Source organism: Herbiconiux oxytropis (assembly GCF_024979315.1).
Classification (GTDB): Bacteria; Actinomycetota; Actinomycetes; order Actinomycetales; family Microbacteriaceae; genus Herbiconiux; species Herbiconiux oxytropis.
Window position 1 is genome coordinate 61,143 of the sequence record NZ_JANLCK010000012.1, and the last position, 23,697, is coordinate 84,839.

Consider the following 23,697-nt stretch of genomic DNA (forward strand, 5'->3'; position numbering starts at 1 on the left):
CCATGACGCTCCCCACCGTGACGGAGTCCCGGCTGCAGGGGCCACGGCTCCTCGGCAAGAAGATCGTCGTCGCCGGTGGGGCGCGTGGCATCGGAGCCGAGATCGCCCGGCGGTGCGCGGTCGAGGGCGCTGAGATCAGCGTCCTCGACCGCCTCGCCGAGGAGGGCTCGGCGTTCGCCGCCGGGATCGGCTGCCACTTCGTGCCCGTCGACCTCACCGACGAAGCGAGCACCAGGGATGCCCTCGGCGAGGCCATCGCCGCGCTCGACGGCATCGACGTGCTCGTCAACAACGCGGGCATCCTGCGCTTCTCACCGCTTCTCGAGATCAGCCTCGAGGAGTGGAACACCATGTTCGCCATCAACACCACGGCGATGCTCCTCACCACCCAGATCGCGGCCCGCTCGATGATCGAGGCCGGCACCGGCGGCAAGATCGTGAACCTCGCGAGCATGGCCGGCAAGACCGGCGGCGCGGGCCAGGGCCACTACGCCGCGTCGAAGGCGGCCGTGATCGCCCTCACCAGGGTGACCGCCCTCGAGCTCGGCGCATCCGGGATCACCGCCAACTGCATCTGCCCCGGCTACGTGCTCACCGACATGGGCGCGGCAACCCGCACCGAGGCCGACGTGGCCGAGTGGTCGAGCTACTCACCGCTCGGCCGGCTCGCCGAACCCTCCGACGTGGCCGGCGTCGCCGCGTTCCTCGCCTCCGCCGACTCCGATTACATGACCGGCCAAGCCGTCAATGTGACCGGCGGCATGATCATGCACTGAACCAGAACCGAAGGATCCACCATGAGCGCCACACCCGACCAGATCGCCGCCCTCGCCGCCGAGCTCACCGAGCTCCTCGGCCCGCGCGGAGTCACCACCGAGCTGCGGGGCCGCGAGAAGGCCTCGGTCGACGGCGCGAAGATGTCGCCCATCCTCGCCGAGCAGCTCCCGCTCGGCCTCGCCGACCTCGTGGCGTTCCCGGCGAGTGCCGAGCAGATCGCCCAGACCGTCGCCGCGGCCGTGCGCCACGGCGTCTCGGTGACCCCCCGTGGCAAGGGCACCGGCAACTACGGCCAGGCGATCCCGCTGGAGGGCGGTCTCGTGCTCGACATGTCGAAGGCCCGCGCGGTCGTGGAGGTCGGCGACGGCTGGCTCACCGCCGAGGCCGGCACCCCCATGGTCACGATCGAGCAGGCCGCCCGCGAAGCCGGCCAGCAGATCCTGATGTACCCCTCCACGGCCCAGTCCTCGCTCGGCGGGTTCCTGTCGGGCGGATCGGGAGGCACGGGCTCCATCAAGCACGGCTCCACCATGAGCGGCGACTACGTCAAGGCGCTCGACGTGGTCCACGCCTCCCCCACGGCCGAGCTCGTGCACGTCGAGGGCGCCGACGCGCAGTCCTACGTGCACACCTATGGCACGGCCGGCATCATCGCCCGCGCCACCATCGCCCTCGAGCCGATGCAGGACTGGGTGGGCTTCTACGCGAGCTTCCCGGCGTTCGAGGATGCGACGGGGGTCATCCGCCAGATCGGCTGGCTCGAGCCCACGCCCCGCCTCGTCTCCGCCGACCTGCCCGAGATCTCCGATGCCCTCCCCGACGACCCGGCCATCCCCAAGGGCCGTGCCTCCCTCCGGGCCATTCTCGACCGGGAGTCCGTCGCCGCCGCGGCAGCGCTCGTGGAGGGCGCGGGCGGGCGCGTCGAGGAGGTGCGCGAGGGGCCACAGGCCACCGTGAAGATCTCGATGCTCTCGTACAACCACCCCATCGAGTGGCTGCAGAAGTCGAGCGATGAGCCGTACTTCCACGTGGAGGTCTCGGGCGCCGCCCTCGTGGAGCGTCTCGACGAGGTGCACCAGGTCTACCCCGGCGCCATGCTCCACATCGAGGCCCAGCGCGACCACCCGATCGGCATGCTCGCAGCTCCCTACGTGAGCCCGGAGGCCGTCTACCTCGGCTACGAGCGGCTCACGGCGATCGGGGTGGGCTTCCACAGCCCGCACCAGTGGTTCGTCGACCACGAGGTCGAGCGCACGCGCTCGCTCGCGGCCGAGACCGACCCGGAGGGCCTGCTCAACCCCGGCAAGCTGCCCGCGCGGGAGACCGTCTCGGCCGTGCCGACCGGGGTGAAGCCGGTATGAGCGCATCCGGGCCGGCGCCGGCCACCCGTCGTCTCGCCGAGCTGTCGGGCACCGCGGCGGGCGCAGCGCTCTCGGCCGACTCGATCGTGGTGCTGCCCACCGGCGCCATCGAGCACCACGGCCCGCACCTGCCGCTGATGACCGACCACCTCATCGCCGACAGCGTCTCGAACGCCGCGGTCGACGCGGCCGCTGCCGCGGGGCTCGACATCTGGATCCTGCCCACCATCGCCTACACGAAGTCCGACGAGCACCACTGGGCGCCGGGCACGATGTGGATCGGCTGGGACACGCTCATGCAGACGGTCGTCGAGCTCGGCTCCTCGATCGCGGCCGCGGGAGCCACCACGCTCGTGTTCTTCAACGGCCACGGCGGCAACCTCGCGCTGCTGCAGGTGGCCTGCCGCGAGCTGCGGAGGCGCTTCGGCCTGCAGACGTTCCTGATGGGGGCGACCGTCCCGGCGGGTGCCCACGACGGACCGGAGGAGCTCGGCCTCGGCATCCACGCCGGGCACGCCGAGACCTCGCTGGTGCTGCACCTGCGCCCCGACCTCGTCGACCTCTCGCTCGCCGAGCGCAGCGTGCCCGAGCATCTCGCGGACTTCGAGCACATCGGCTTCAAGAAGCGCGTGACCTTCGGCTGGCTCTCGAACGACTTCGGCACCAACGGCACCCTCGGCGATCCCACCGGCGCGAGCGCCGCCTACGGCCGGGAGCTCTTCGACCTCTCGGTGGCCCAGGCCGTCGAGGCCTTCGCCGAGATCGCGCGCTTCGACCCGGCCGGAGCGCCGCGATGACCGCGGCGGACGCAGCCGGTGCAGCCGGTGCGGCCGGGGTGTTCCCCGGAGCCGGTCCCGTGCATCCGGTGACCCTCAGCCCGTCGGCCCTCGCCGAGTCCGCGACGCTCCCCGACCCGTTCGAGCTCCTCGCCGACTGGCTGCCCGCGAACGACGACCCCGCCCGGCCGCTCATGACGCTCGGCACGGTCTCGCCCGACGGGTTCCCGGATGCGCGCACCGTGCTGCTCAGCGAGTTCGACGAGCGCGGCCTGCACTTGCACACCGACTCCCGCTCACGCAAGGTCGGCGACCTCGCCGCCACGCCCCGCGCCTCGCTCACGCTCGTGTGGCCGGGCCGCCAGATCGTGGTGCAGGGCGTGGTGTCGCGCGTGAGGGCCGAGCAGGAGCATGCCGCCTATGCGCGCCGCTCGCGCTACCTCCAGCTGCTCGCCTGGCTCAACACCGACGAGTTCGCCGCGCTCCCGCTCGAGGAGCGGCTGGCCGCGTGGGCGGCCTACGGCGAGGAGCACCCATCGCTCGCGGCTCCCGAGACCTGGGTGGGGTTCGTGGTCGAGCCCGTGCGCCTGACCTTCTGGGAGGGCAGGCCCGAGACCGCCGGCATCCGGACCGAGTTCCGGCGCGACGGCCTCGAGGCGGCCTGGAGCGTGACGACGCTCGCGGGCTAGCTCCCGGCTAGCTCCGGGCTAGCTCCCGGCGCCAGCTTCCTGTGCTGGCTCCCTGTGCTGGCTCCCTGTGCTGGCTCCCCCGTCAGCTTCCTGGCGTGCCGGCGGCGGCCGCCGCTGCGGCGGCGATCGCGTCGGTCAGCACGGTGAGGAGGCGCGGCGAGTCCATCGGCGGCAGCACGACCTCCACGAGAACCGCCTTGTCGGTGGCCGACCGGGCGAGCGCAAGCGCCGCCACGAGCTCCTCCTCGGTCGCGGCCTTCGTGGTCAGCACGCGGTCCCCCGCGCCGAAGGCGGCCGGGATGAGGGTCCAGTCCCAGGGGGCGATGTCCTGGTAGACGGCCTTCGGGCTCTGGATCTTCCGCTCCACGGTGTAGCCGTCGTTGTTGAGCAGGAACACCACGGGCGTGTAGCCGCGGTGCAGCACGGTCGAGAGCTCCTGCACCGTGAGCTGGGCCGCGCCGTCTCCCACGAACAGCACCGCCCGGTGCGAGGGCTCCGCCACGCAGGCGCCGAGGGTGGCGGGCACGGTGTAGCCGATCGACGACCAGACGGGCTGGCCGAGGAGGGCCGAGTCGTCGGGCAGCACGAGGTCGAGCGCGCCGTAGAACGAGGTCCCGGCGTCGGCGATCACGGTCGTGCCGGGCTCGAGCCAGTCCTGCACGGCCGCCCAGAAGTACTCCTGGCTGAGAACGGCCCCCGGGGTGGGCGCGGCCGCCGAGACCGGATCCGGATGCCCCACAGGGACGACGGGTGCGCGACCGGCCCCGTCGGGGCCGGCATCCGCCGTGCGCCCGAGCACCGTGTGCAGCACCCGCAGCGAGTCCTCGAGCCGCACGCCGTAGAACGTGGTGTCGGCGATGCGCGCGGAGGTGAGGCCGAGCTCGATCGCGGCGTCCTCGTCGAAGCGTTGGGTGAAGAACCCGGTGAGGAAGTCGCTCATCACGGTGCCGGCGAGCACGAGCAGCGGCGCGTCGTCGACCGCGGCGCGCGCCTCGTCGACGCGGGTGAAGGCGCCCATGTAGGTGCCGAGCGAGGCGGGGTGCGACTCGTCGAGCACGGCCTTGGACATGTTCTGCGACGCCACGTAGACGCCGTCGTGGTCGGCGATCTCGCGCACGAGCGGCTCGAGCGAGCGGCGGTGCACCTGGGGGCCGACGAGGAGCGTCACCTGCGGCTGCGCGGCCACGACCTCGGCGAGGGCGGCCTCGAAGCGCTCGAGCTCGCCGCTGTCCGAGCGGGCCGCGACGAGCGGGGTGCGGAGGTTGGCCGCGTGCACGGGGGCGATCGCGACGTCGGCGGGGATGCCGAGGTAGACGGGCTTCGACTCGCGGAGCGCGGTCATGAGAGCCGCGTCGATGTCGCGCGTGGCCGTGGCGGCGCGCACGATCGTGGCCGAGGCCGTGACCTCGCGGTAGGCCCGGTAGAAGTGCTCGTAGTCGCCGTCGATGAGGGTGTGGTGCAGGTGGAGCCCTGCGGCCTTGGCGGTCGTCGAGGGCATTCCGGTGATCTGCACCACCGGCACGTCCTCCGAGAAGCTGCCGGCCACGCCGTTGATGGCCGAGAGCTCACCCACCCCGAATGTGGTCACGAGTGCGCCGAGCCCCCTTCGCAGCCGGGCGTAGCCGTCGGCCGCGTAGGCGGCGTTCAGCTCGTTGGTGGAGCCGACCCAGGTGAAGCCTTCGACCGTCGTCATCTGATCGAGAAGACTGAGGTTGAAGTCGCCGGGCAGTCCGAAGACGTGATCGGCGCCCTGCTGCACGAGGCGGGTGGCGAGGTACTGTCCGACGGTGACGGTGGTCACGGGTGTCTGGTCGCTCATGCAGACAGCATCGCATAGCGGCTACCGCGATCCGGTGCGCTCCAGCACCGCGGCCTGCCACCCGCGCTCGGCCGTGGTCCGCCGCTTTGGGATCGTGTGCCATCCGGTGAGGTTCTGGAGCATTCCCATGGTGATGCCTGCTTTCTGGAGGTGTCGGAGAGGGATAGGGCTACTGACCGGGGGCGCCGTCGGGCGGCGTGCCGCCCTGCCCGCCGGTGGGTGGGGTGCCACCCTGGCCGCCGGAGGGCGGGGTGCCACCGCCACCGGCACCGCCGCCGCCGGAGGGAGCGGCGCCGGCAGTGGGGGTGGTCGTGGTGTCGACCCGCACCGTGAGCGCCGCCCGGTAGCCCGAGGTCGCGTCGCCGGTCACCGTGGCGAGCTGGAGGGCGCCGCCGTCGTCGCCGAAGACGTTGTCGGAGTCGAGGCTCACCTGGGCGAGGTTCCCTGTCGAGCCCTCGTAGCCCGAGAGGGCGTAGACGGTCTCGCTCACGTCCTGCGGCAGTGCCACCTGGGAGGTTGCGATGGCGTTCGCCGAGTCGCCGATGTCGTCGAGGGTCGGGTAGACCTCGAAGTGGATGTGCGGCCAGCGGCCGGTGTAGCAGGCGGGGAAGATCGAGGTGTACGACACGGTGCCGCTCGAGTCGGCCACCTGCACCCCGCGCAGGTAGGTCTCGTTCTCGATGCCGTCGGAGTACATCGAATAGCCGCCCGCGGCGTCGCAGTGCCAGACGTAGACCGCCACGTCGGCGAAGGGCACGTCGCCGTTCGCCGAGTCGAGCACCGTCAGCGCGAGCGCCATCGGCACCCCCTCGGCGGTCGTTCCGCCGCCGATGCTCGAGCGGATGTCGCTCCGCACGATGCCGGAGTCGGCCAGGGCGTCGGGCCCGTTCGATCCGTCGCCCGGGTAGGGGCCAGCGGTCTCGTCGGGGATCTCGCCGGTGGCGCTCGTGGAAGTGCCGGTCGCGGCATCCGTGGCCGTTCCCGACGGTGCCGCGCCACCGGTGTCGGTCGTGCACGCGGCGAGCGCCACGACGCCCACCCCCAGCCCGAAGACGCTCAGCACCGTGCGGCGGCTCACGAGGGTCCGGATGTCGAAGGCGGCACCCTGGTCGACCACCTCCTCGTCGGCGCGGTCGAGGAGCCGGCCCTCGTAGGCCGGGCCTCGGGGGGTGGATTCTGGTTCGGGGATCCTGCTCATGTCGCCTCGCTCGGGTCGTCTGACTGATTCGTGCCATCCTGTGCGGGACGTCAGGCAGCCTCCGATGGGCGGGCTATGAGCCGACTAAGAGTCTGGAAGGCTCGCCGCCCCGCCCGCGTTCAGGCCCAGCCGGTCGGCCACCACCCCCATCGCCTCGGCGAACGCCACCTCTGCGCCGTCGGCGGCGCCGCCCGAGAGATTCACCCCGGCCACGCCCTCGACCTGCAGCAGCTCCTCGCACAGCCGGGTCGTGGCATCCAGACCCGCCCGATGGGGATCGGCGGCGTCGAGGATGCCCTCGAGGAAGCCCTCGGGCAGCACGAGCGTGGTGAACGAGCGCAGAAGGGCAGCACTCCCCCGGTCGAGCACCACGGGCACGCACGCCACGAAGACAGGAGCCGCCCCCGCCTCGTGGCTCTCGCCGATGAAGCGGCGCACGGGCTCGGCGCCGCCGGCGTGGTTGACGAAGCACACCTCGGCACCCGCCCGCACCTTCTCGGCGAGTCGCGCCGCCCGGCGATCCGTCGGCGGCGTGCACGGCGACTCCCCCACCGACACGAGGTGGCCCGCCCGGCGCGCGAGGGCGGCGAGCTCGGTCGAGTCGAGGTCGAACACCGGCTGGGCGTCAGGCCGCCCACCGGTCAGCGTGTGGTCGCCCGTCACGCAGTGCACAGCGGATGCGCCGGCGCCGGTCAGCCCCGCGAGCTCGCCCTCGAGGGCCACGCGATTGCGGTCGCGGCAGTTCAGGCCCGTCCACACCGCGAGCCCGGCCTCACGGATGAGGTGGGCGCGGTAGGCGGGCGGGAACTGCACGCGGCTCCGGCCGGAATCCCCCGCGAGGGCGGCGTCGACCCGGCCTGCGAGCGCCCCCGCGCAGTCGGCCAGGGAGCGCGCGTCGAGCGCCCGGGCCGGGAAGTCGGCCACCACGATCTGCCGAGTGGCGATGAGCGCCCGCATCGCGACGGCGGGTGAGGTGGGCTCGGTGGCCGGCAGGGCCGCCTCTGCACCCGGCCAGCGCACGGTGGGTGTCTCGAGGAAGACGCAGGCGAACTCCTCCACCTCGCACGTGCCGCCCTGCTCGACCCCTCCGCAGGGCCCGAAGTGCATCTGCTTTGGACACGATGCGGGGGCGTCCGGCGCGCTCATGCGCCCATGCTAGCCACGCCGTGTGTCGGCTCTGTTTCCGGCCCGGGTCGACCCGGTTCGCCTAGGCTTCCAGCATGTCGACCACCTACGATCTCGCCATCCGTGCCGACGCCGTGCTCATCGACGGCGCCTGGCGACCGGCCGTCGTCGCGGTGCGCGACGGCGTCATCGCGGCCCTCGCCGAGCACGACGAGGAGGTGCCCGCGCACGCCGTCGTCACCCTGCCCGAGGGCCAGGTGCTCGTGCCCGGCGTCGTCGACACGCACGTGCACGTCAACGAGCCCGGCCGCACCGAGTGGGAGGGCTTCACGACCGCCACGCGGGCCGCCGCGGCCGGCGGGGTCACGACGATCGTCGACATGCCGCTCAACAGCATCCCGCCCACCACGACCCTCGAGGGCCTCGAGGCCAAGCGCGCGGCCGCCGGCCCCCAGGCGAGCGTCGACGTGGGTTTCTGGGGCGGCGCCGTGCCTTCGAACCTCGGCGCACTCGAACCGCTCTGGAACGCGGGCGTCTTCGGCTTCAAGGCGTTCCTCTCGCCCTCGGGTGTCGACGAGTTCCCCCACCTCTCGGGCGCCGAGCTGCGGGCAGCGCTCGAGGAGATCGCCGGCTTCGGCGGCCTCCTCCTCGTGCACGCCGAGGATCCGGACGTGCTCGACCGCTCCGCACCCGCCGCCGACATCGACACGGCCGACCACGCCGACGCCCGCGACTACCTCGCCTTCGTGTCCACCCGCCCCGACCTCGCCGAAGAGGATGCCATCGCGCACGTCATCGCGGGCGTGCGCGCCACGGGTGCCCGCGCCCACATCCTGCACCTCTCGAGCGCCCGCGCGCTCGACCAGATCCGCGCCGCGAAGGCCGAGGGGCTGCCGCTGACCGTGGAGACGTGCCCGCACTACCTCTCGTTCTCCGCCGAGCACATCCCGGCGGGCGCCACGCAGTTCAAATGCTGCCCGCCCATCCGCGACGAGGGCAACCGCGACCTGCTCTGGGAGGCCCTCGTCGACGGCACGATCGACCTCATCGCCTCCGACCACTCGCCCTCCACCGCCGAGCTCAAGTTCGCGGGCGACGGCTCGTTCCAGGAGGCCTGGGGCGGCATCTCGGGGCTCCAGGTGAGCTTCCCGGCGGTCTGGACCGCGGCGCACGAGCGCGGCATCGGCCTCGAGCGCGTGCTCGGCTGGATGAGCGAGGCCACCGCACGTCTCGTGGGGCTCGACGACCGCGGCGGCATCGCCGTGGGCCGGGTCGCGGATCTCGTGGCGTTCGCCCCCGACGAGTCCTTCGTGGTGCAGGCGGATGCGCTCGAGCACCGCAACACGGTGAGCGCCTACGACCAGCGCACGCTCCACGGGGTCGTGCACACCACCTGGCTCGCGGGCGAGGTCGTGCACCAGCTCGGTGCGGGTGCACGTGCTGGCTCCGGTGCTGGCACGGCTGCAGCCCCCGCTGGTCGTCTGCTCGAGCGGCTCGGGAGCGGTTCCAGCGTCTGAGCCCCCACGTAAATTGGGCGTAAATTCCGGGGCCGGCACGTCGCATCCGCCGCTCGTCACACCCTGACGCCGCCAGACTGGGATCGCGCGCCCGACCGAGGCGCGCAGTGAGCAGGGAACCATGGCGATCGTCCTCGGACCGCACCAGTACGGCAAGGCGGAGAACCGCGTCGTGCGCATCTACCGCGACAGCCCGCGGCACGAGATCCACGACGTCAACGTCTCGACAGCCCTCCGCGGCGCGTTCGACCCGGCTCACCTCGTGGGCGACCAGAGCGCCGTGCTGCCCACCGACACCCAGAAGCAGACGGCCTACGCCTACGCCAAGGAGAAGGGCCTCACCTCCATCGAGCCCTACGGCCTCGAGCTCGCGCGGCACTTCGTCGACGACGTCGAGCCCGTCACGGGCGCCAGGATCGAGATCGAGGAGTACGCCTGGGAGCGCGTGGTCGTCGACGGCACCGAGCACGACTTCACCTTCGTGCGGCGCGGCCAGGAGGTGCGCACCGCGGCGGTGACCGTGGAGGGGAAGGGCGACGCGCAGCGCACCTGGGTGGTGGGCGGGTTCAAGGATCTCGTGCTGCTGAAGACGACGGGCTCCGAGTTCCACGACTTCCTCACCGACGAGTACACGCTGCTCGAGCCCACGAGCGACCGCATCATGGCGACGTCGCTCGAGGCCAAGTGGCGGTTCGACTCCGCCGCCCTCGAATCGGCCGCCCTCGAATCATCCGCCGGGTTCGACTGGGAGGGCGTCTACGCGGGGGTGAAGCAGACCATGGTCGAGGTGTTCGCCACGCTGCACTCGCTCGCGCTGCAGCAGACGCTCTATGAGATGGGGAAGGCCGTGCTGGAGCGGTTCCCGATGATCGTGGAGCTGCGGATGTCGGCGCCCAACAAGCACCACTTCCTCTACGATCTGGCGCCGTTCGGGCTGAAGAACCGCAACGAGGTCTTCAATGCCGATGATCGGCCCTATGGGCTCATTCAGGCTTCGGTGCTGCGGGACGACGCTCCTGCTGCGGGGGCTGCTTGGGATGTCGCTGGCGGGTTCGCGTAGTCGTATTCCGTTGCTCGGGGTGGGCGCTCCGGGTTCGTATTGTTGGGGCGGGTGGGCGCCGGTCAGCTGCCCCGGTAGGTGGAGTAGGCGAAGGGGCTGAGGAGGAGGGGAACGTGGTAGTGGGCCGCGGGGTCTGAGAGTTCGAAGACGATGTGCACCTCGGGGTAGAAGGCCTTGATCTCCTGCTCGTGAAAGTAGGTGGCGGTGTCGAAGGTCACGCGGTAGCGGCCTGCGGGGAGCGCCTCGGGGCCGAAGTGCTCGACCCGGCCGTCGGCGTCGGTCTCGGCCGAGGCGAGCATGACCCAGTTGCCGAGGTCGTCGTGCTCGAGGATGACGGGGACACCGGCGGCGGGGTGGCCGATCGTGGCGTCGAGCACGTGGGTGGTGACGTGGCTGCGGGCGGCGGTCATGGCGTCGGCTCCTCCGTGGGGGTGGGGGTGGGGGCGGTTGCCGCGGGTCTTGTCGCCGTCGGGGGGAAGAGGGTCGCCAGGCGGAGCATCGTGATGTCCCGGAGTTCGGAGGCGACCGTGGCGAGCTCGGCGGTGTCGTCGAGGGCGAGGCGGCGGGTGAGTTCGGCGAGGATCTCGGCACGGCCACGACCGGCGGCCCGGATGAGGAAGACCCGGTCGAAGCGGGCCTCATAGGCCTCGTTGCCGGCGGCGATGGCGGCGGCCAGGCCCTCGTCGGAGGCCTCGGCGGCCGACTGCTCCGAGCGGCTGAACGCCTGCGCCCGACCCTCGCCGCGCATCCGCTCGCCGATACGGGGATGGTGGGCGAGCGCCGCCTCGACCTCGTCCGCCGTCAGCGAGCCCGCCACGGGCTCGGCTGCGGCGAGAAGCTCGTCGTTCGAGCCGAACGGCGCCCGCTGCGCGACCTCGTCGATGAACCGCTCGACCCCGAGACACGAACGCAGCGCCTCCCGGAGATCGGCCTCGCTGGTGTGCCGCACGTCGCCGGTCTCCGTCATGGCTTCAGTTTACGATGGGCGCATGAACCCGCCCCCCGCTCCAGGCGCTGCGGCGGGCATCCTGCTCGCGGCAGGCGCGGGCAGGCGGATGGGCGGCCCGAAGGCCCTCGTCGTCCCCGCCGCCGGCGAGGGCTGGCTGCACCGAGGGGTGCGCGTGCTCCTCGAGGCGGGGTGCGATCCCGTCGTCGTGGTGCTCGGAGCCTCGGCCGACGACGCCGCCGAGCTGCTGCGCGCCGGATTCGCCGACGAGCTCGCGGCGGGCCGCGTGCGGATCGCCGTCGCGACGGCGTGGGAGGAGGGCCTCGGGGCCTCGCTCCGGACGGGGATCGCGGCGGTGCGGGCCCTGACTGCGGTGTCCGGGATCTCCGCGGTGGCGATCACCCTCGTCGACCTTCCGGAGCTCGAGGGCGAAGCGGTGCGGAGGCTGCTCCAGGGGGCGGGACCGACGACGCTGCGTCAGGCGTTCTACGAGGGCAGGCCGGGGCATCCGGTGGTCGTGGGCGCCGAGCACCTGCCCGCTCTCACCGAAGCGCTTGCCGGCGACGAGGGGGCACGGCCCTATCTGCGGGCGCACGGGGTCGAGGAGGTCGACTGCAGCGACCTGGGCGGCGGTTCCGACGTCGACACCCCGGGCTGAGCGCCTGCCCGGATCGGGAACACCTGCGCGCATCGCCGCGTTGACTCCCGGCATGACCAGTACAGGAACCACCACCATCGGATTCATCGGCGCCGGAAACATCGGCGGTCAGCTCGCGCGGCTCGCCGTGGCGCACGGCTACCGCGTGGTCGTGAGCAACTCGCGCGGGCCCGAGACTCTCACGGAGCTCGTCGACGAGCTGGGGCCGTCTGCTTCGGCCGCGACGTCGGCGGAGGCTGCGGCGGCGGGTGACCTCGTGGTGGTGACCGTGCCGCTGAAGAACTACCTCGAGGTTCCGGTGGAACCCCTCGCGGGCAAGATCGTGATCGACACGAACAACTACTACTGGGAGCGCGACGGGCGCATCGACGCGCTCGAGCAGGGCTCGACCACCGTGTCGGAGATGCTGCAGGCGCACCTGCCGGAAGCCGCCGTCGTGAAGGCGTTCAACAACATCCTGGCCGCCGACCTCACCACGACGGGCTCCCCGGCCGGCACGCCGGACCGCCGTGCCCTGCCGATCGCGGGCGAAGACGAGGCCGCGAAGGCCCGGGTCGCGGCCCTCCTCGACGAGTTCGGCTTCGACGCGGTCGACGCAGGCTCCCTCGCCGACAGCTGGCGCTTCGAGCGCGACCGCCCGGCCTACGTCGTGCGCATGACGGCCCCCGAGGCCCGCGCCAAGCTCGCGGAGCCCACCCGCTGACGCTCGGCCGGCTGACGCACAGCCGGCCGACGCCGCCCCCGCGTCCCCACCTCGCCGACTTGACACAAGATGTGCCAAGTCGGCGCTTATTCGCGCACCTACTGTCAAGTCGCCAAAGCGCCCGAGCGTGAGGTAGAACGCGACCGAGCGCGCGCGAGGCAGCAACGGCCTGTCAGGGGCTGGACTCGAGCTCGCCGAGGGTGTCGTAGAGGCTCGTGATGGCCGCGATGCGGGTGCGGGTCTCGCGCGTGCGGGCCGCGAGCGCGTTGGCGGCGAGCACGTTGATGAGGCTCATGGCGCTCGCATAGCTGTCGAGCGGCGAGACGCTGTCGATCGGGCACTCCACCCACACGTCCGCGAACTCCGCGTACCGCCGGGCCGAGACGTCGCCGATCAGCACCACGTGCACCCCGCGACCGGCGATGCCCGCGAGCATCCGCCCGAAGCCCTCCGGGCGCCGCCGGAAGCCGAACACCACGGCCACGTCGCGCGCATCCCGCTCGGCGAACTCCTCGGCGATCGTCTGCCCCGGCTGCGGCACGAGCAGCACGCCGTCGCGCCCCTGCGTGAGCTGCTCGCGCAGGTGCAGAGCGAGCGCGTAGCCGTTGCGGAGCCCCACGACCGAGACCGTGCGCGAGCGCACGAGCAGCCCCGTCACCTGCTCCAGCCGCTCCGGACCGAGGGCATCGAGACACCGCCGGAGGTTCTCGACCTCGCGCACGAGATGCGCCGAGAGGTCGGCAGAGGCACCGGGGGTCGCACCGCCCACGGGCGCGCCGGACGAGCGCAGCGAGCGGGCGTGCTCGCGCACCTCCTGCGCGTTCTCGAACCCCAGCCGCCGGAACAGCCGCGACACGGTGGCCTTCGACACCCCGCTCCGCTGCGCGAGCTCGGTGCCCGAGTACACGGCGAGGTCGCTGAGGTGATCGAGGATGAAGTCGGCCGCCCGCTGCTCCTGCGGCGACAGCTCGCCGTAGGAGCGGTCGATCCGCTGCCCGATGTTCATGGGGGCCGTGTCGGTCACGGCGCCGCCGTCCCGTCCGCGGGATCCGCATCCGCCGACACCGGCGACACTGACTCCGACGCCGACGCCGACGCCGCCACGGACGCCGCCGCGGACGCCGACTCCGACGCCGCGAGCGCCAGCACCGCCGCCTCGAACGCGTCGATCGTGGCGGCCACGTCGGCCTCCGTCACGAACTCCTCCGGGTGGTGCGACACCCCGCCCTCGCAGCGCACGAACAGCATCCCGATCTCGGTGATCGACGCGATCGCCATCGCATCGTGCCCCGCCTTCGAGAACAGCGACATCGGCCGCGAGTCACCCGTCGAGCGGATGCCCTCGGCCACGACCCCGCGCAGGCGCTCACTGCACACCGCCGCGGGCGCCGAGTGCGTCTCGACGCTCGACCAGCTCAGCCTCCGCTGCCCGCAGATGTCGGTGAGCAGACCCTGGATGACCGCCCAGATGCGGTCGCGCTCGCTGTCGTACTCGCCGCGCAGGTCGAGACTGAACTCGACCTTGCCCGGGATGACGTTGACCGCATCCGGGAACACCTCGAGGTGCCCCACGGTGGCGATGAGCTGGGCCGAGCGGGCGATCCGCTCGATGGCGATGATGGCATCCGCGGCTCCGGCGAGCGCGTCGCGCCGCCGCTCGTAGGGGGTGCCGGAGTGGCCCGCCTTGCCGGTGACGGTGATCATGAAGCGACGGGCGCCGGCGATCGACGAGACGATGCCGAGGGCCTTGTCGGCGTCCTCGAGGTAGGGGCCCTGCTCGATGTGGGCCTCGAGGTAGCCCACGAACTCCTCGGGCCGGCGCGCGGCGTCGCCGATCCGCGTGGGGTCGAGGCCCCAGGCGGTGAAGGCATCGCGGAGGCTCACGCCGTCCTCGCCCTCGAGCTCCCACCAGGCGTCGTCCCAGGTGCCCGCGAGGGCCCGGCTGCCGAGCAGGGCGCGGCCGAAGCGGGTGCCCTCCTCGTCGGCGAACGCCACGACCTCGAGCGCGAACGGCAGCGCACGCCCCGACGAACGGATGCGCTGCACCACCGCGATCGCCGACAGCACCCCCAGGATGCCGTCGTACCTGCCGGCCGCCGGCACCGTATCGAGGTGGCTGCCGAGGAGGAGCGCAGGGAGCCCGTCGACCGCACCCTCCAGCCTGCCGCAGAGGTTGCCGGCGGCATCCTGCCACGTCGTGAGGCCGGCCTGCCGCATCCACTGCTCGGCGAGGGCGTTGACCTCGGCGTGCTCCTTCGAGAGGTAGACCCGCTCGATCAGGCCGTCGGGCATCGAGCTGTGGGTGGCGAGCTCCTCGCAGCGGGCGAGCACAGCGGATGCGGTGGTCGCGTCGTCCGCGCTCATCACGCCGCCGGATGCGCCGCCGGCGTCGTCCGCGCTCGTCACGCCGCCCCCGCATCCTGGTACACGTCGTACGCGGCGCCCACGCCGCCACCGCCCACGACCGGCGCACCGTGCCGTCGCAGCACCTGCTCGAGGGCCGCGAGCGTGGTGAGCACCGCATCCTTCCGGGCGTTGTAGCCCATGGTCCCGATCCGCCACACCTTGCCGTGCAGCGGACCGAACGAGGTCCCGATCTCGATGCCGAAGTCGGTGAGCAGCTCGCCGCGCACGGCGTCGCCGTTCACCGCGGCCGGGATCTCGACGGCCACGACGTTGTTCATCCGGTGCTCGAGGTCGCCGAACACCGTGAGCCCGAGACCGCCGACCCCGGCGAGCATCGCGGTGCCGTGCAGTCGGTGGCGTTCGACGGCGTTCGCCAGGCCCTCCTCGACCAGCAGCCGCGCGCATTCCCGGGCGCCGTAGAGCATGCTCGTGGCCTCGGTGTGGTGGTTCAGCCGCTTGGCGCCCCAGTAGTCGAAGATCATGGCGAGGTCGAAGTAGTTCGAGCGGATGCGCCGGTCGGTGCTCGCGGCGATCTCGTCGGCGCTGCTCGCGATGCCGGCCTCGATGCTCTTGCGGCTCTCGATCACCTCGACGGCCCGGGGCGAGAAGGTGGCGGGAGCCGATCCGGACGGCCCGCCCAGGCACTTCTGCAGGCCCGCGGTCACGGCGTCGAGCCCGAGCTCGTCGGCGGCGAAGGCATTGCCGGCGAGCGAGGCGGTGACGTCGGTGTAGAAGAGCACACCGTGCTTCTCGCACAGCGCGCCGAGGCCCTCGAGGGGTTGCGCCACGGTGGTGCTCGTGTCGCCGTGCACGACCGCGAGGAGCGCGGGCTTCGTGGCCACGATTGCCCGCTCGATCTCGGCCTCGGTGAACACCGTGCCCCACTCGCGCTCGATCACGTGCACCTCGGCGCCGGCCCGCTCGGCGATCTCGCGGAGGAGGTGCCCGAAGCGGCCGAAGATCGGCACGAGCACGCGGTCGCCGGGTGCCACGAGCGACACGATCGCGGCCTCGATGCCGGCGCGCGAGGTGCCGTCGATGAGCAGGGTCTGCTCGTTCGCGGTGCGGAACACCTCGCGGTAGAGCGCCATCGTCTCATTCATGTACGAGGTCATGGCGGGGTCGTACTGCCCCACGAGCTGCGCCGACATGGCTCGCAGCACCCGCGGATCGGCGTTGATGGGCCCCGGCCCCATGAGCAGTCGCGGCGGCGGGTTGATCGGCAGGCTGGACATGACGGCTCCTCGAAATCTCTGTTTCTCCGCCCCCATCCTACGAAACAAGTGTTTCAGCCGTGTTTCGGTATCGCCGCCGCCGAAACTGATCTATCCTCGTGTTGTTTCCCTCCGACCCAGAAGAGATCAATGAGACACACCTCCAAGCCCTCGCGATGGCGCGTGGCCATCATCGCAACAGCGGCTCTGGCCGCATCCACCCTTCCCGTGCTCGCGGCGCCCGCCGGGCCGGCGTCAGCCATGCAGATCGACTGCAGCTACAGCCCCGGACTGAAGGAGTTCATCGACGGGGGCGGAGTTCCTGGCACCAAGTGCTCCGGCGGAGGTGGCACGGGTACCGGCTCCGGCACGAGCACGGGCAGCGGCAGCGGCAGTGGCGGCAGCGGGTCGAGCGGAGGCACCAACTGTCAACCTCATCAGCAGTATCTGCCCCCCTATTTCATCCAAGACGCGACCAGACACGACAGCACGAGCTACTCCACCTATCTCGACGACGGAGGTCACACGAGCACCACGACGGTGCGGCATTACCTCAACAACCGGTTGAGCGGCTCCCTGCAGATCTTCCGTCAGTTCAGAGACGGACGGACCTCATGGGTGCTCATCTACTCGCTCTTCCAGAAGGGCACCCTGAGCCAGGCGATCTACGCGTCGGGCATGCCGTGCGGCACCGGCTACACCTACGTCGACCCCGTGAAGGCACCGGCACCGTCGGGAGCCGGCGACGTCCGCGAGCACCTCGTGAGCCCAGGACTCCCGACGACCCCGCTGCTCGGCCAGGTCGAGACCCGCGGCTCCATGACGCCGATCCCCGGAACCGGCGATGAGTACTTCGTGCGGGTCGATGTCACGAATCCGGCGGGGCGGGCGCTCACCCCCGTCGATGTCGAGACCGGCTTCGGTGACGGATTCGACCTCGTGAGCATCGCGTCCATCCCGTCCGACGCGGAGTGCGACGTCACCGCCCGAGCACTCGAGCAGTGCTCTGTGGCCGTGGCCGGAGGCCAGACGAAGAGCTTCCTGTTCACGGCGAAGGCCAAGCCCGGCACTCCCGCCGACGCCGAACTCCCCGTCACGGTCGCCAATCTGGGCGTGGTGATGACAGAACTGGAGTACGTCGAGGGGGCGACCCGTGAGCGGCGGATGACGCGACCGGTCACGAACCTCTACAAGCTCACCAGACCAGCGCCATTCGCACCTGTCGTGACACCGGACACACCCGTCTGCAGCGCCGAGGCCGCGGGCGGTCCGACGGCGCTGCCGGGTGGCTCCGACAACCAGAACGTCATCGCCGGACAGGTCACCAAGCTGGTGAAGCACTGCAGCAACGCGACCGGTTTGCCCATGAAGTCGAGCGCCCTTCACGGAACGACGACGATGGATGCCTACGGCTGGGTCAGCTACACGCCCGACACCGGCTACCGAGGCCCGGACACCGTGTCGGTGCTCACCGTGAACCCGGAGACGAAGGCTGAGAGCGCCCCGGCGGCGATCGCTGTGACGGTCGTCGCGCCGGCCGAAGCCACGGCAGACGCCTACACGGTCTCCAGCGACACGACGCTCACCTCCCCCTCGAGCCTGCTGGACAATGACCGGGTTCCCCCCACCGACGGCTGGATGATCCAGCAAGGCACCACGCCGCCGGCTCACGGAACGCTCGAGCTCGACGCGAGGACCGGCCGCTTCACTTACACCCCCGTAGCGGGGTACGTCGGCGCCGACAGCTTCCGCTACCGGCTCAGTGGGCCGGACGGAGCCGTGTCGAACGTGGTCGCCGTCGAGTTCACCGTGACGGCGCCGTGAGGGCGGGCGTCCGCACCCTGCCGGGTGCGGACGCCTACTCCCGCTCGGCAGCCTCAGAGAGGGTGGCCGAGGTCGGCGGCCACCGAGGCCGCGAGGTCGATGAGGGCGAGGTCAGAGCCTCGAGGCCCGACGAAGCAGAGGCCCACCGGATCGGGCACGCGCATCAGCGGCGCCGAGACGGCCGGGTAGCCGCCGGTGCCCGCCACCGAGGTCATGCGTAGGGTGGCCGCCCGCACAGCCTGGATGTCGCCTGGCGTCGCGGTGAGCGCCGGCGCCGCCGACGAGGCCGACGGCAGCAGCAGCACGCGCCCGTCGAGCACCCGATCGAAACGCTCACGAGCCTCGGCGAGCACAGCTCTCGCCTCCGCCTCCGTGTCGGCGGTCACGGCCGCCGCGATGTCGAACCGCTCCGCGATGTCGGGCCCGAGCACGCCGGGGTGCGCCTGCACCCACTCCCCGTGCTGCCGCCAGGCCTCGGCCCCCTGCACTACCCGGAAGGCCGCGAACACGGCATCCAGGTCGCCCAGGTCCACCTCCTCGAGCGGCGGGCTCCCCTGCGCATCATCCACGCCCCGGATCGCGGGCTCCCGGATGAGCGCGTCGAACGCCTCACGCACGCCGGACTCGCAGCTCGCCACGATGTCCCGCGACACGGCGAACCGCCTCGCGAGGCGCGCCGCGCCGCCGACTCGGCCCACCCCGTCCGCGCTCGCGTCGTCGGCACCACCGAGGGTCGCGGCAGCGGCAGCGCGCAGTGCCGCCGCCGAGCGCGTGAGCCATCCCACGGTGTCGAACGTTGGCGCGAGCGGGAGCAGCCCCGTCGCGCTGACGGCGCCGTGCGTGGTGCGGATGCCCCACAGCCCCTGATACGACGCCGGCACCCGGATCGAACCACCCGTGTCCGTGCCGAGCCCGATCGTCGCCTGCCCGAGCGCCACCGCCGACGCCGGACCGCTGGAGGAGCCTCCCGGGATCGCCCCGGTCACGGCGCCGTTCGGCGGAGTCCCGTAGTGCACGTTGCGGCCGGCGATGCTGTAGGCGAACTCGTCCGTCTGCGCGATACCCTGCACCGAGGCGCCGCCCGCGCGCAGTGCCCGGACGGCCTCCGCGTCGACCTCGGCCACCGCGGCCCCCGCGAGGTACTCGGGCACACCTGCACCGACGGCGAAGCCCTCCACGGCGAAGAGATCCTTCACCGCCACGCTCATCCCCTCGAGCGGCCGCGGCCCTGAGGAAGACGTCGGGAGCGCAGGCACGAGCGGCGACCCCGCGACGCGCCAGATCGCACGATTCACCGCGGGCGGTGCGCCGGTGACATGAGCCGAGGTGATGACCCAGCGCCCACCATGGTCACCCCCGCCGTCATGCCGGGGCCGCGCATCCGCGATCCGCTCCCAGAGCTGCGTCTGCAGGCCGGAGCCGCCGGCCACGAAGGCGCTCACCGACACGACCAGCGCGGCCTGCGGCGAGAGCACCCGCACCCGCACCTCCGTGATCGTGCGCCGGGCGACTCCCCCGCGCACGCTCCGGAACGCGCTGATCCGCTCGTGTCCCACCAGCAGTCCGTTCGCGTCACCCCGCAGCGTGTCGGGACCAGGCGCGAACGAACGGTCGAGCACGTCCACGTCGTCGACCATGAGGGCGGCTTCGTAGTGGTGGAACGCCGCCAGCAGCGACTCGAGCTCCGCGGGCTCGAGCTCGGCGACGCCGGTCACGCTCACCGACCCGGTGACTCCGTCCGCAGTCCACCTCCCGGTCGAACCCCCGGGCACCGGCACGGCTCCGTGCCTACCCACGGCGCTCCTCCGACCCGTTCGCGCCATGACGACCTCGACGCACCGCGCCGATCCCGCCGCCGGTGTGCCGCGCGGCCCCCGCCGCCACCCCCGCGAAGTCGGCCACCCGCACCTTCGCGTGCACGCCCTTAACGATGTCGACCACCTGCGAGATGTCGAAGTCGGTCGCCGCGCTCAGATACGCGTAGGCGAGCGCCCGATCCATGCCGTAGCGCGCCTCGAGGAGGCCGAGCGCCGCCCGCACGCAGTTCTGCACGGCCACGTCGAGATCCTCGTCCATGCCCGTGGGCACGAGGAACTCGCTCGTCGACGCCAGCGGCCCAGCCAGCACGCCGAACTCGGCCACCGCATCCGCCTGCGACAGCAGATCGAACCGGATCGTCACCCGCAGCGACGCCTCGAGCGCCGTGAGCGCCACTTCCCCGTCTCCCTGCGCGAAGTGCGGATCCCCGACGTAGGCGAGCGCTCCCGGCACCTGCACGGGCAGGTACAGCGACGACCCCACGGTCAGCAGCTTGATGTCGATGTTGCCCCCGTGCGCCCCGGGCGGCACCGAGTGCGGCCGCTCAGCCCCCGCGACGGCCACTCCCATGATGCCGAGGAACGGCGCCAACGGGAACCGCACCGACCGCTGCCCGCCCGGCACGAGCGGCAGGGTGCCGAACGACGAGCCGTCGAGCGCGTGCTTCAGGTCGGCGAAGATGCTCACGTTCTCCTCCGCAGCCGGCATCTCCCCGGGAAGCGCTCCGCGACCGTGCCGATTCGAGATCACGCCGTACGGCACGCGCGGGGTCGTCTCGAGCACCGTCATCTTCAGCAGGTCGCCCGGCCGTGCCCCTCGCACCGCGATCGGCCCTGTCACCACGTGCGGCCCATCGGATGCGTTCCGCGGGTACTCCGACGCGGCCAGCGCCACGGCGTCGTCGAGCACGAAGGCGCGTTCCACCCCGTGCGCCGCGAAGAACGCCGCGGGATCCCGCCCCTGGTCCTCGAGCACTCCCTCGTGGCTGATCGTGTCGATCGTGACCTCGGTGCCAGGGTCGATCTCGAGCACGGCCCGGTCGGTGGCACACGGAAGCCGCCCCCAGAGCAGGTGGTCGAGGCTCGCCGCCAGGTATTCGGTCGCTCTGATCTCGCCCGTGCCGGGCTGCAGTGCTGCAGACGTAGACATGACGAGAGGTTATCGCCCGTTTGCACCCGGAAGAACGCTCGGGCTACGTTTCAGGTCTCACCTCATACCGACAGGATGGCCGTTGCTCACCAGACTCCGCTCCGACCGCGACAAGCTGCACCTCGCCCTCATGCTCGCCCTCACCTTCTCCACAGGGGTGGTCGATGCCGTCGGCTACCTCGGTCTCGACAAGGTGTTCGCGGGCAACATGACGGGGAACGTCGTCATCCTGGGCATGGCCCTCGCGGGGGCGGACGATCTGCCCTGGATCGGGCCGCTGATCGCCCTGTTCGCGTTCATGTTCGGTGCGGTCATCGGCGGTCGCGTCCTCCGCCCGGTGAAGGCGGGCTGGACGACGCGCACCACCTGGCTCTTCCTCGTGGTCGGCATCGTGCTGGCGGGGCTCGCGGTGACGCTGTTCATCACCGACGGCGCTCCGCCCCAGCCCTGGGAGTACTTCATCACCTTCTTCCTCGCCGCGGCCATGGGCATCCAGGCGGCCACCGCCCGGCACATCGCGGTGAAGGACGTCACGACCGTGGTGGTGACCTCCACCATCACGGGCTTCGCGGCCGACTCGCGGCTCGCGGGAGGCAAGGGGCAGCCGTGGTTCCGTCGTGCGGCGGCCATCGTGCTGATCGCGGCCGGAGCGGCGGTCGGTGCCCTCCTCCTGCTCCTGCACATCGGCTGGGGGGTGGCTGCCGCTGCGCTCATCACCCTCGTGGCGGCCCTCCTCGGCCACATCGCGGCCCACGTCAAGCACGCGTCGGAGCCGAAGGCCTCCGCCGCCCCCTGACGCACCACCCGGCGGCCCGACCCGCCGAAGCACCCCTCGACTTGACAGAAGGTGCGCCTAAAACCGCCGACTTGGCACATCTTGTGTCAAGTGGGCGAGTTCAGGCACCGGAAGTGTCAAGTCGCGGGCGGGGCGGGGGCGGGCGTCGCGCGGGGGGCTCGGGGACGGCGCTGGCAGCGCGGGCAGAGGTGCGACGAGCGGTTCATGAAGGCCTCGCGCACGAGGGGCGTGCCACAGCGCGGGCAGGGCTTCCCCTGCTGCCCGTAGGCGTTGAGGCTGTGCGAGAAGCAGCCCGAAGCCCCGTTCACGTTTACGTACTGCGCGTCGAAGCTCGTGCCTCCCTCGGCGAGGGCCTTGCCGAGCACGAGCCGCACCTCGGCGAGCAGCTCCCGCATGCGAGGCCGCGTCAGCCGGTCGGCCGGATGCTCGTAGTGCAACCGCGCCGCCCAGAGGGCTTCGTCGGCGTAGATGTTGCCGATCCCCGAGATGAGCGTCTGGTCGAGCAGCGCCCGCTTGATCCCCGTGCGCTTGCGCCCGAGAGCGGCGAAGAAGAGCGCTTCGTCGAACGCCGGGTCGAGCGGATCGCGCGCGATGTGCGCCACCTGCGACGGCACGAGCGCAGCCGACGCGGCAGAATCGTCTGACGCCGCCGAAGCCCCGGACGCGAGAACCTCCCCGAAGTACCCACCGGGCTGCCCGTCGGCCGTCGGCACGAGCCGGTCGACCGCCATCGACCCGAAGATCCGCTGGTCGACGAAGTTCACCCAGAACTCCCCCTGCACCGGATGCTCGATGTGCAGCCGGATGCGCAGCAGCCCGTCCTCCTCGACGCCCGGCGTGCGCAGCAGCACCTGCCCGCTCATGCCGAGATGCGTCACAAGGGCTTGAGCACCGGCCGGCCCGGCGGAGTCCCCGAGCGGGAACCACAGGAACTTCCCCCGCCGCCCCGCCCCCAGGATCGTGCGCCCCTCCAGCAGCGCGTCGAACGCCCCCTCGAGCGGGCTGTGCCGCTTGAGCGACCGCTCGTCGAACACCTCCACGGCCGTGATGACCGCTCCGGACACCGCGGGCGAGAGCCCCGCGCGCACGACCTCGACCTCGGGCAGCTCCGGCACGCCAGTCGCCCCTACTCGCCGAGCAGCACGAACGCCGCGGCGGCGGCCTCGGCCTCGGCCTGCTTCTTGCTCGACCCGGCACCCGTGGCGGAGACGGGCTGACGTTTCTTCGCGCCCGCCACGCTCACCGTGGCCACGAAGCTCTTGCGGTGGTCGGGCCCGCTCTCCGCCACCGAGTAGACCGGTGCCTCGAAACCGAGCCGGCCGGCCTTCTCCTGCAGAGCGGTCTTCGGATCCATGCCCACGCCGAAGCGCCGGGGGTCGCGCACGAGCGGCTCCACGAGCCGCAGCACGAGCGGCGTCGCCACGTCCGGCCCCTGGTCGAGGTAGGTGGCGCCGATGAGCGCCTCCATGGTGTCGGCGAGGATCGACGACTTGTCTCGCCCTCCCGTGAGCTCCTCGCCGCGCCCCAGCTTGATGTGCGGCCCGAGCCCGATGGTGCGGGCGATCTCGGCGAGTGCGACCGTCGACACGAGGGAGGCACGGCGCTTGGCGAGCTCGCCCTCCTCGAGGTCGGGGAAGCTCGTGTAGAGCATGACGGTGACCGCCTGGCCGAGGATGGAGTCGCCGAGGAACTCGAGCCGCTCGTTCGTGGGGATGCCGCCGTGCTCGTAGGAGTACGAGCGGTGCGTCAGTGCGAGATCGAGCAGCTCGGGGTCGAGCGAGATCTCCAGGCTCGCCAAAAGGTGCGACCTGCTCTCCTCGATTTCAGAAGACACGGATCGCACCCTTCAGCGAAAAGCTGA

At 71.8% G+C, this 23,697-nt stretch carries 22 protein-coding genes; 10 read left to right on the plus strand and 12 right to left on the minus strand.

The features are described 5' to 3' along the window. Nucleotides 1-2: 2 nt before the first annotated feature. The 4 genes from N1028_RS17045 to N1028_RS17060 are packed head-to-tail and all read left to right on the plus strand — an operon-like array spanning nt 3 to nt 3,603. Nucleotides 3-776 (plus strand): SDR family NAD(P)-dependent oxidoreductase, encoded by a 774-nt coding sequence (locus N1028_RS17045; protein WP_259530606.1) that lies wholly within the window; start codon nt 3-5, stop codon nt 774-776. Between the two features lie 21 nt (nt 777-797). Further along, nucleotides 798-2,138: an FAD-binding oxidoreductase gene (locus N1028_RS17050; RefSeq protein WP_259530607.1), complete on the plus strand. Its 1,341-nt coding sequence runs from the start codon at nt 798-800 to the stop codon at nt 2,136-2,138. Next, on the plus strand, nt 2,135-2,935 hold the full coding sequence (locus tag N1028_RS17055; protein ID WP_259530608.1) for a creatininase family protein: 801 nt from the start codon (nt 2,135-2,137) through the stop codon (nt 2,933-2,935). The genes N1028_RS17050 and N1028_RS17055 overlap by 4 nt, the downstream gene beginning before the upstream one ends. After that, the gene (locus tag N1028_RS17060) at nt 2,932-3,603 is read left to right on the plus strand and encodes a pyridoxine/pyridoxamine 5'-phosphate oxidase (RefSeq protein WP_259530609.1); all 672 of its coding nucleotides are present in this window, start codon (nt 2,932-2,934) and stop codon (nt 3,601-3,603) included. Before N1028_RS17055 ends, N1028_RS17060 begins: the two co-directional genes overlap by 4 nt. Before the next feature lie 82 nt (nt 3,604-3,685). Here the strand turns inward: N1028_RS17060 and N1028_RS17065 are convergent, their stop codons facing one another. The 3 genes from N1028_RS17065 to N1028_RS17075 all read right to left on the minus strand — a co-directional run bounded on the left by N1028_RS17065 (nt 3,686) and on the right by N1028_RS17075 (nt 7,766). After that, the gene (locus tag N1028_RS17065; protein WP_259530610.1) at nt 3,686-5,422 is read right to left on the minus strand and encodes an alpha-keto acid decarboxylase family protein; all 1,737 of its coding nucleotides are present in this window, start codon (nt 5,420-5,422) and stop codon (nt 3,686-3,688) included. 169 nt (nt 5,423-5,591) lie between these two features. Continuing rightward, nucleotides 5,592-6,620 carry an intradiol ring-cleavage dioxygenase gene (locus tag N1028_RS17070; RefSeq protein ID WP_259530611.1) on the minus strand — a complete coding sequence of 343 codons (1,029 nt, stop codon included), beginning with the start codon at nt 6,618-6,620 and terminating at the stop codon, nt 5,592-5,594. 84 nt (nt 6,621-6,704) lie between these two features. Next, nucleotides 6,705-7,766 carry a methylenetetrahydrofolate reductase C-terminal domain-containing protein gene (locus N1028_RS17075; protein WP_259530612.1) on the minus strand — a complete coding sequence of 354 codons (1,062 nt, stop codon included), beginning with the start codon at nt 7,764-7,766 and terminating at the stop codon, nt 6,705-6,707. Nucleotides 7,767-7,840: 74 nt separating this feature from the next. On the opposite strand from N1028_RS17075, the gene allB reads away from it, so the two are divergent. Both allB and pucL read left to right on the plus strand, forming a co-directional pair. Further along, on the plus strand, nt 7,841-9,262 hold the full coding sequence (gene allB / locus N1028_RS17080) for an allantoinase AllB (protein WP_259530613.1): 1,422 nt from the start codon (nt 7,841-7,843) through the stop codon (nt 9,260-9,262). A gap of 121 nt (nt 9,263-9,383) precedes the next feature. Then, a complete protein-coding gene (gene pucL / locus N1028_RS17085; RefSeq protein ID WP_259530614.1) occupies nt 9,384-10,322 on the plus strand; it encodes a factor-independent urate hydroxylase in 939 nt (312 codons plus the stop codon). Between the two features lie 62 nt (nt 10,323-10,384). Here pucL and uraH read toward each other — a convergent pair whose 3' ends face one another. Then, nucleotides 10,385-10,732 carry a hydroxyisourate hydrolase gene (gene uraH, locus N1028_RS17090; RefSeq protein ID WP_259530615.1) on the minus strand — a complete coding sequence of 116 codons (348 nt, stop codon included), beginning with the start codon at nt 10,730-10,732 and terminating at the stop codon, nt 10,385-10,387. Further along, entirely contained in the window at nt 10,729-11,289 is a 561-nt protein-coding gene (gene uraD, locus N1028_RS17095) for a 2-oxo-4-hydroxy-4-carboxy-5-ureidoimidazoline decarboxylase (protein WP_259530616.1), read from the minus strand. Before uraD ends, uraH begins: the two co-directional genes overlap by 4 nt. A 22-nt stretch (nt 11,290-11,311) precedes the next feature. On the opposite strand from uraD, the gene N1028_RS17100 reads away from it, so the two are divergent. Continuing rightward, nucleotides 11,312-11,926: a nucleotidyltransferase family protein gene (locus N1028_RS17100; RefSeq protein ID WP_259530617.1), complete on the plus strand. Its 615-nt coding sequence runs from the start codon at nt 11,312-11,314 to the stop codon at nt 11,924-11,926. A gap of 52 nt (nt 11,927-11,978) precedes the next feature. Next, nucleotides 11,979-12,629: an NADPH-dependent F420 reductase gene (locus N1028_RS17105; RefSeq protein WP_259530618.1), complete on the plus strand. Its 651-nt coding sequence runs from the start codon at nt 11,979-11,981 to the stop codon at nt 12,627-12,629. A gap of 172 nt (nt 12,630-12,801) precedes the next feature. Here the strand turns inward: N1028_RS17105 and N1028_RS17110 are convergent, their stop codons facing one another. The 3 genes from N1028_RS17110 to pucG are packed head-to-tail and all read right to left on the minus strand — an operon-like array spanning nt 12,802 to nt 16,270. Then, the gene (locus N1028_RS17110; RefSeq protein WP_259530619.1) at nt 12,802-13,653 is read right to left on the minus strand and encodes a MurR/RpiR family transcriptional regulator; all 852 of its coding nucleotides are present in this window, start codon (nt 13,651-13,653) and stop codon (nt 12,802-12,804) included. After that, nucleotides 13,650-15,035 carry an allantoate amidohydrolase gene (locus N1028_RS17115; protein WP_259530620.1) on the minus strand — a complete coding sequence of 462 codons (1,386 nt, stop codon included), beginning with the start codon at nt 15,033-15,035 and terminating at the stop codon, nt 13,650-13,652. The genes N1028_RS17110 and N1028_RS17115 overlap by 4 nt, the downstream gene beginning before the upstream one ends. Continuing rightward, a complete protein-coding gene (pucG, locus tag N1028_RS17120) occupies nt 15,032-16,270 on the minus strand; it encodes a (S)-ureidoglycine--glyoxylate transaminase (protein WP_259530621.1) in 1,239 nt (412 codons plus the stop codon). The genes N1028_RS17115 and pucG overlap by 4 nt, the downstream gene beginning before the upstream one ends. 129 nt (nt 16,271-16,399) lie before the next feature. Here pucG and N1028_RS17125 point away from each other — a divergent pair, with 129 nt between their 5' ends. Next, on the plus strand, nt 16,400-18,073 hold the full coding sequence (locus N1028_RS17125) for an Ig-like domain-containing protein (RefSeq protein WP_259530622.1): 1,674 nt from the start codon (nt 16,400-16,402) through the stop codon (nt 18,071-18,073). Between the two features lie 53 nt (nt 18,074-18,126). Here the strand turns inward: N1028_RS17125 and N1028_RS17130 are convergent, their stop codons facing one another. Together N1028_RS17130 and N1028_RS17135 are read right to left on the minus strand one after the other, a co-directional pair. Beyond that, nucleotides 18,127-19,794, minus strand: a complete 1,668-nt coding sequence (locus tag N1028_RS17130; protein WP_259530624.1) for an AtzH-like domain-containing protein — start codon at nt 19,792-19,794, stop codon at nt 18,127-18,129. 67 nt (nt 19,795-19,861) lie between these two features. Next, nucleotides 19,862-21,040 (minus strand): acetamidase/formamidase family protein, encoded by a 1,179-nt coding sequence (locus N1028_RS17135; RefSeq protein ID WP_259530625.1) that lies wholly within the window; start codon nt 21,038-21,040, stop codon nt 19,862-19,864. A gap of 82 nt (nt 21,041-21,122) precedes the next feature. On the opposite strand from N1028_RS17135, the gene N1028_RS17140 reads away from it, so the two are divergent. After that, complete coding sequence (locus N1028_RS17140) at nt 21,123-21,836, plus strand: YoaK family protein (protein WP_259530627.1); 714 nt, start codon at nt 21,123-21,125, stop codon at nt 21,834-21,836. A gap of 116 nt (nt 21,837-21,952) precedes the next feature. Here N1028_RS17140 and mutM read toward each other — a convergent pair whose 3' ends face one another. Further along, nucleotides 21,953-22,951, minus strand: a complete 999-nt coding sequence (mutM, locus tag N1028_RS17145) for a bifunctional DNA-formamidopyrimidine glycosylase/DNA-(apurinic or apyrimidinic site) lyase (protein WP_259530628.1) — start codon at nt 22,949-22,951, stop codon at nt 21,953-21,955. Between the two features lie 11 nt (nt 22,952-22,962). Beyond that, nucleotides 22,963-23,670 carry a ribonuclease III gene (gene rnc / locus N1028_RS17150; RefSeq protein ID WP_375163430.1) on the minus strand — a complete coding sequence of 236 codons (708 nt, stop codon included), beginning with the start codon at nt 23,668-23,670 and terminating at the stop codon, nt 22,963-22,965. Between the last annotated feature and the right edge of the window lie 27 nt (nt 23,671-23,697).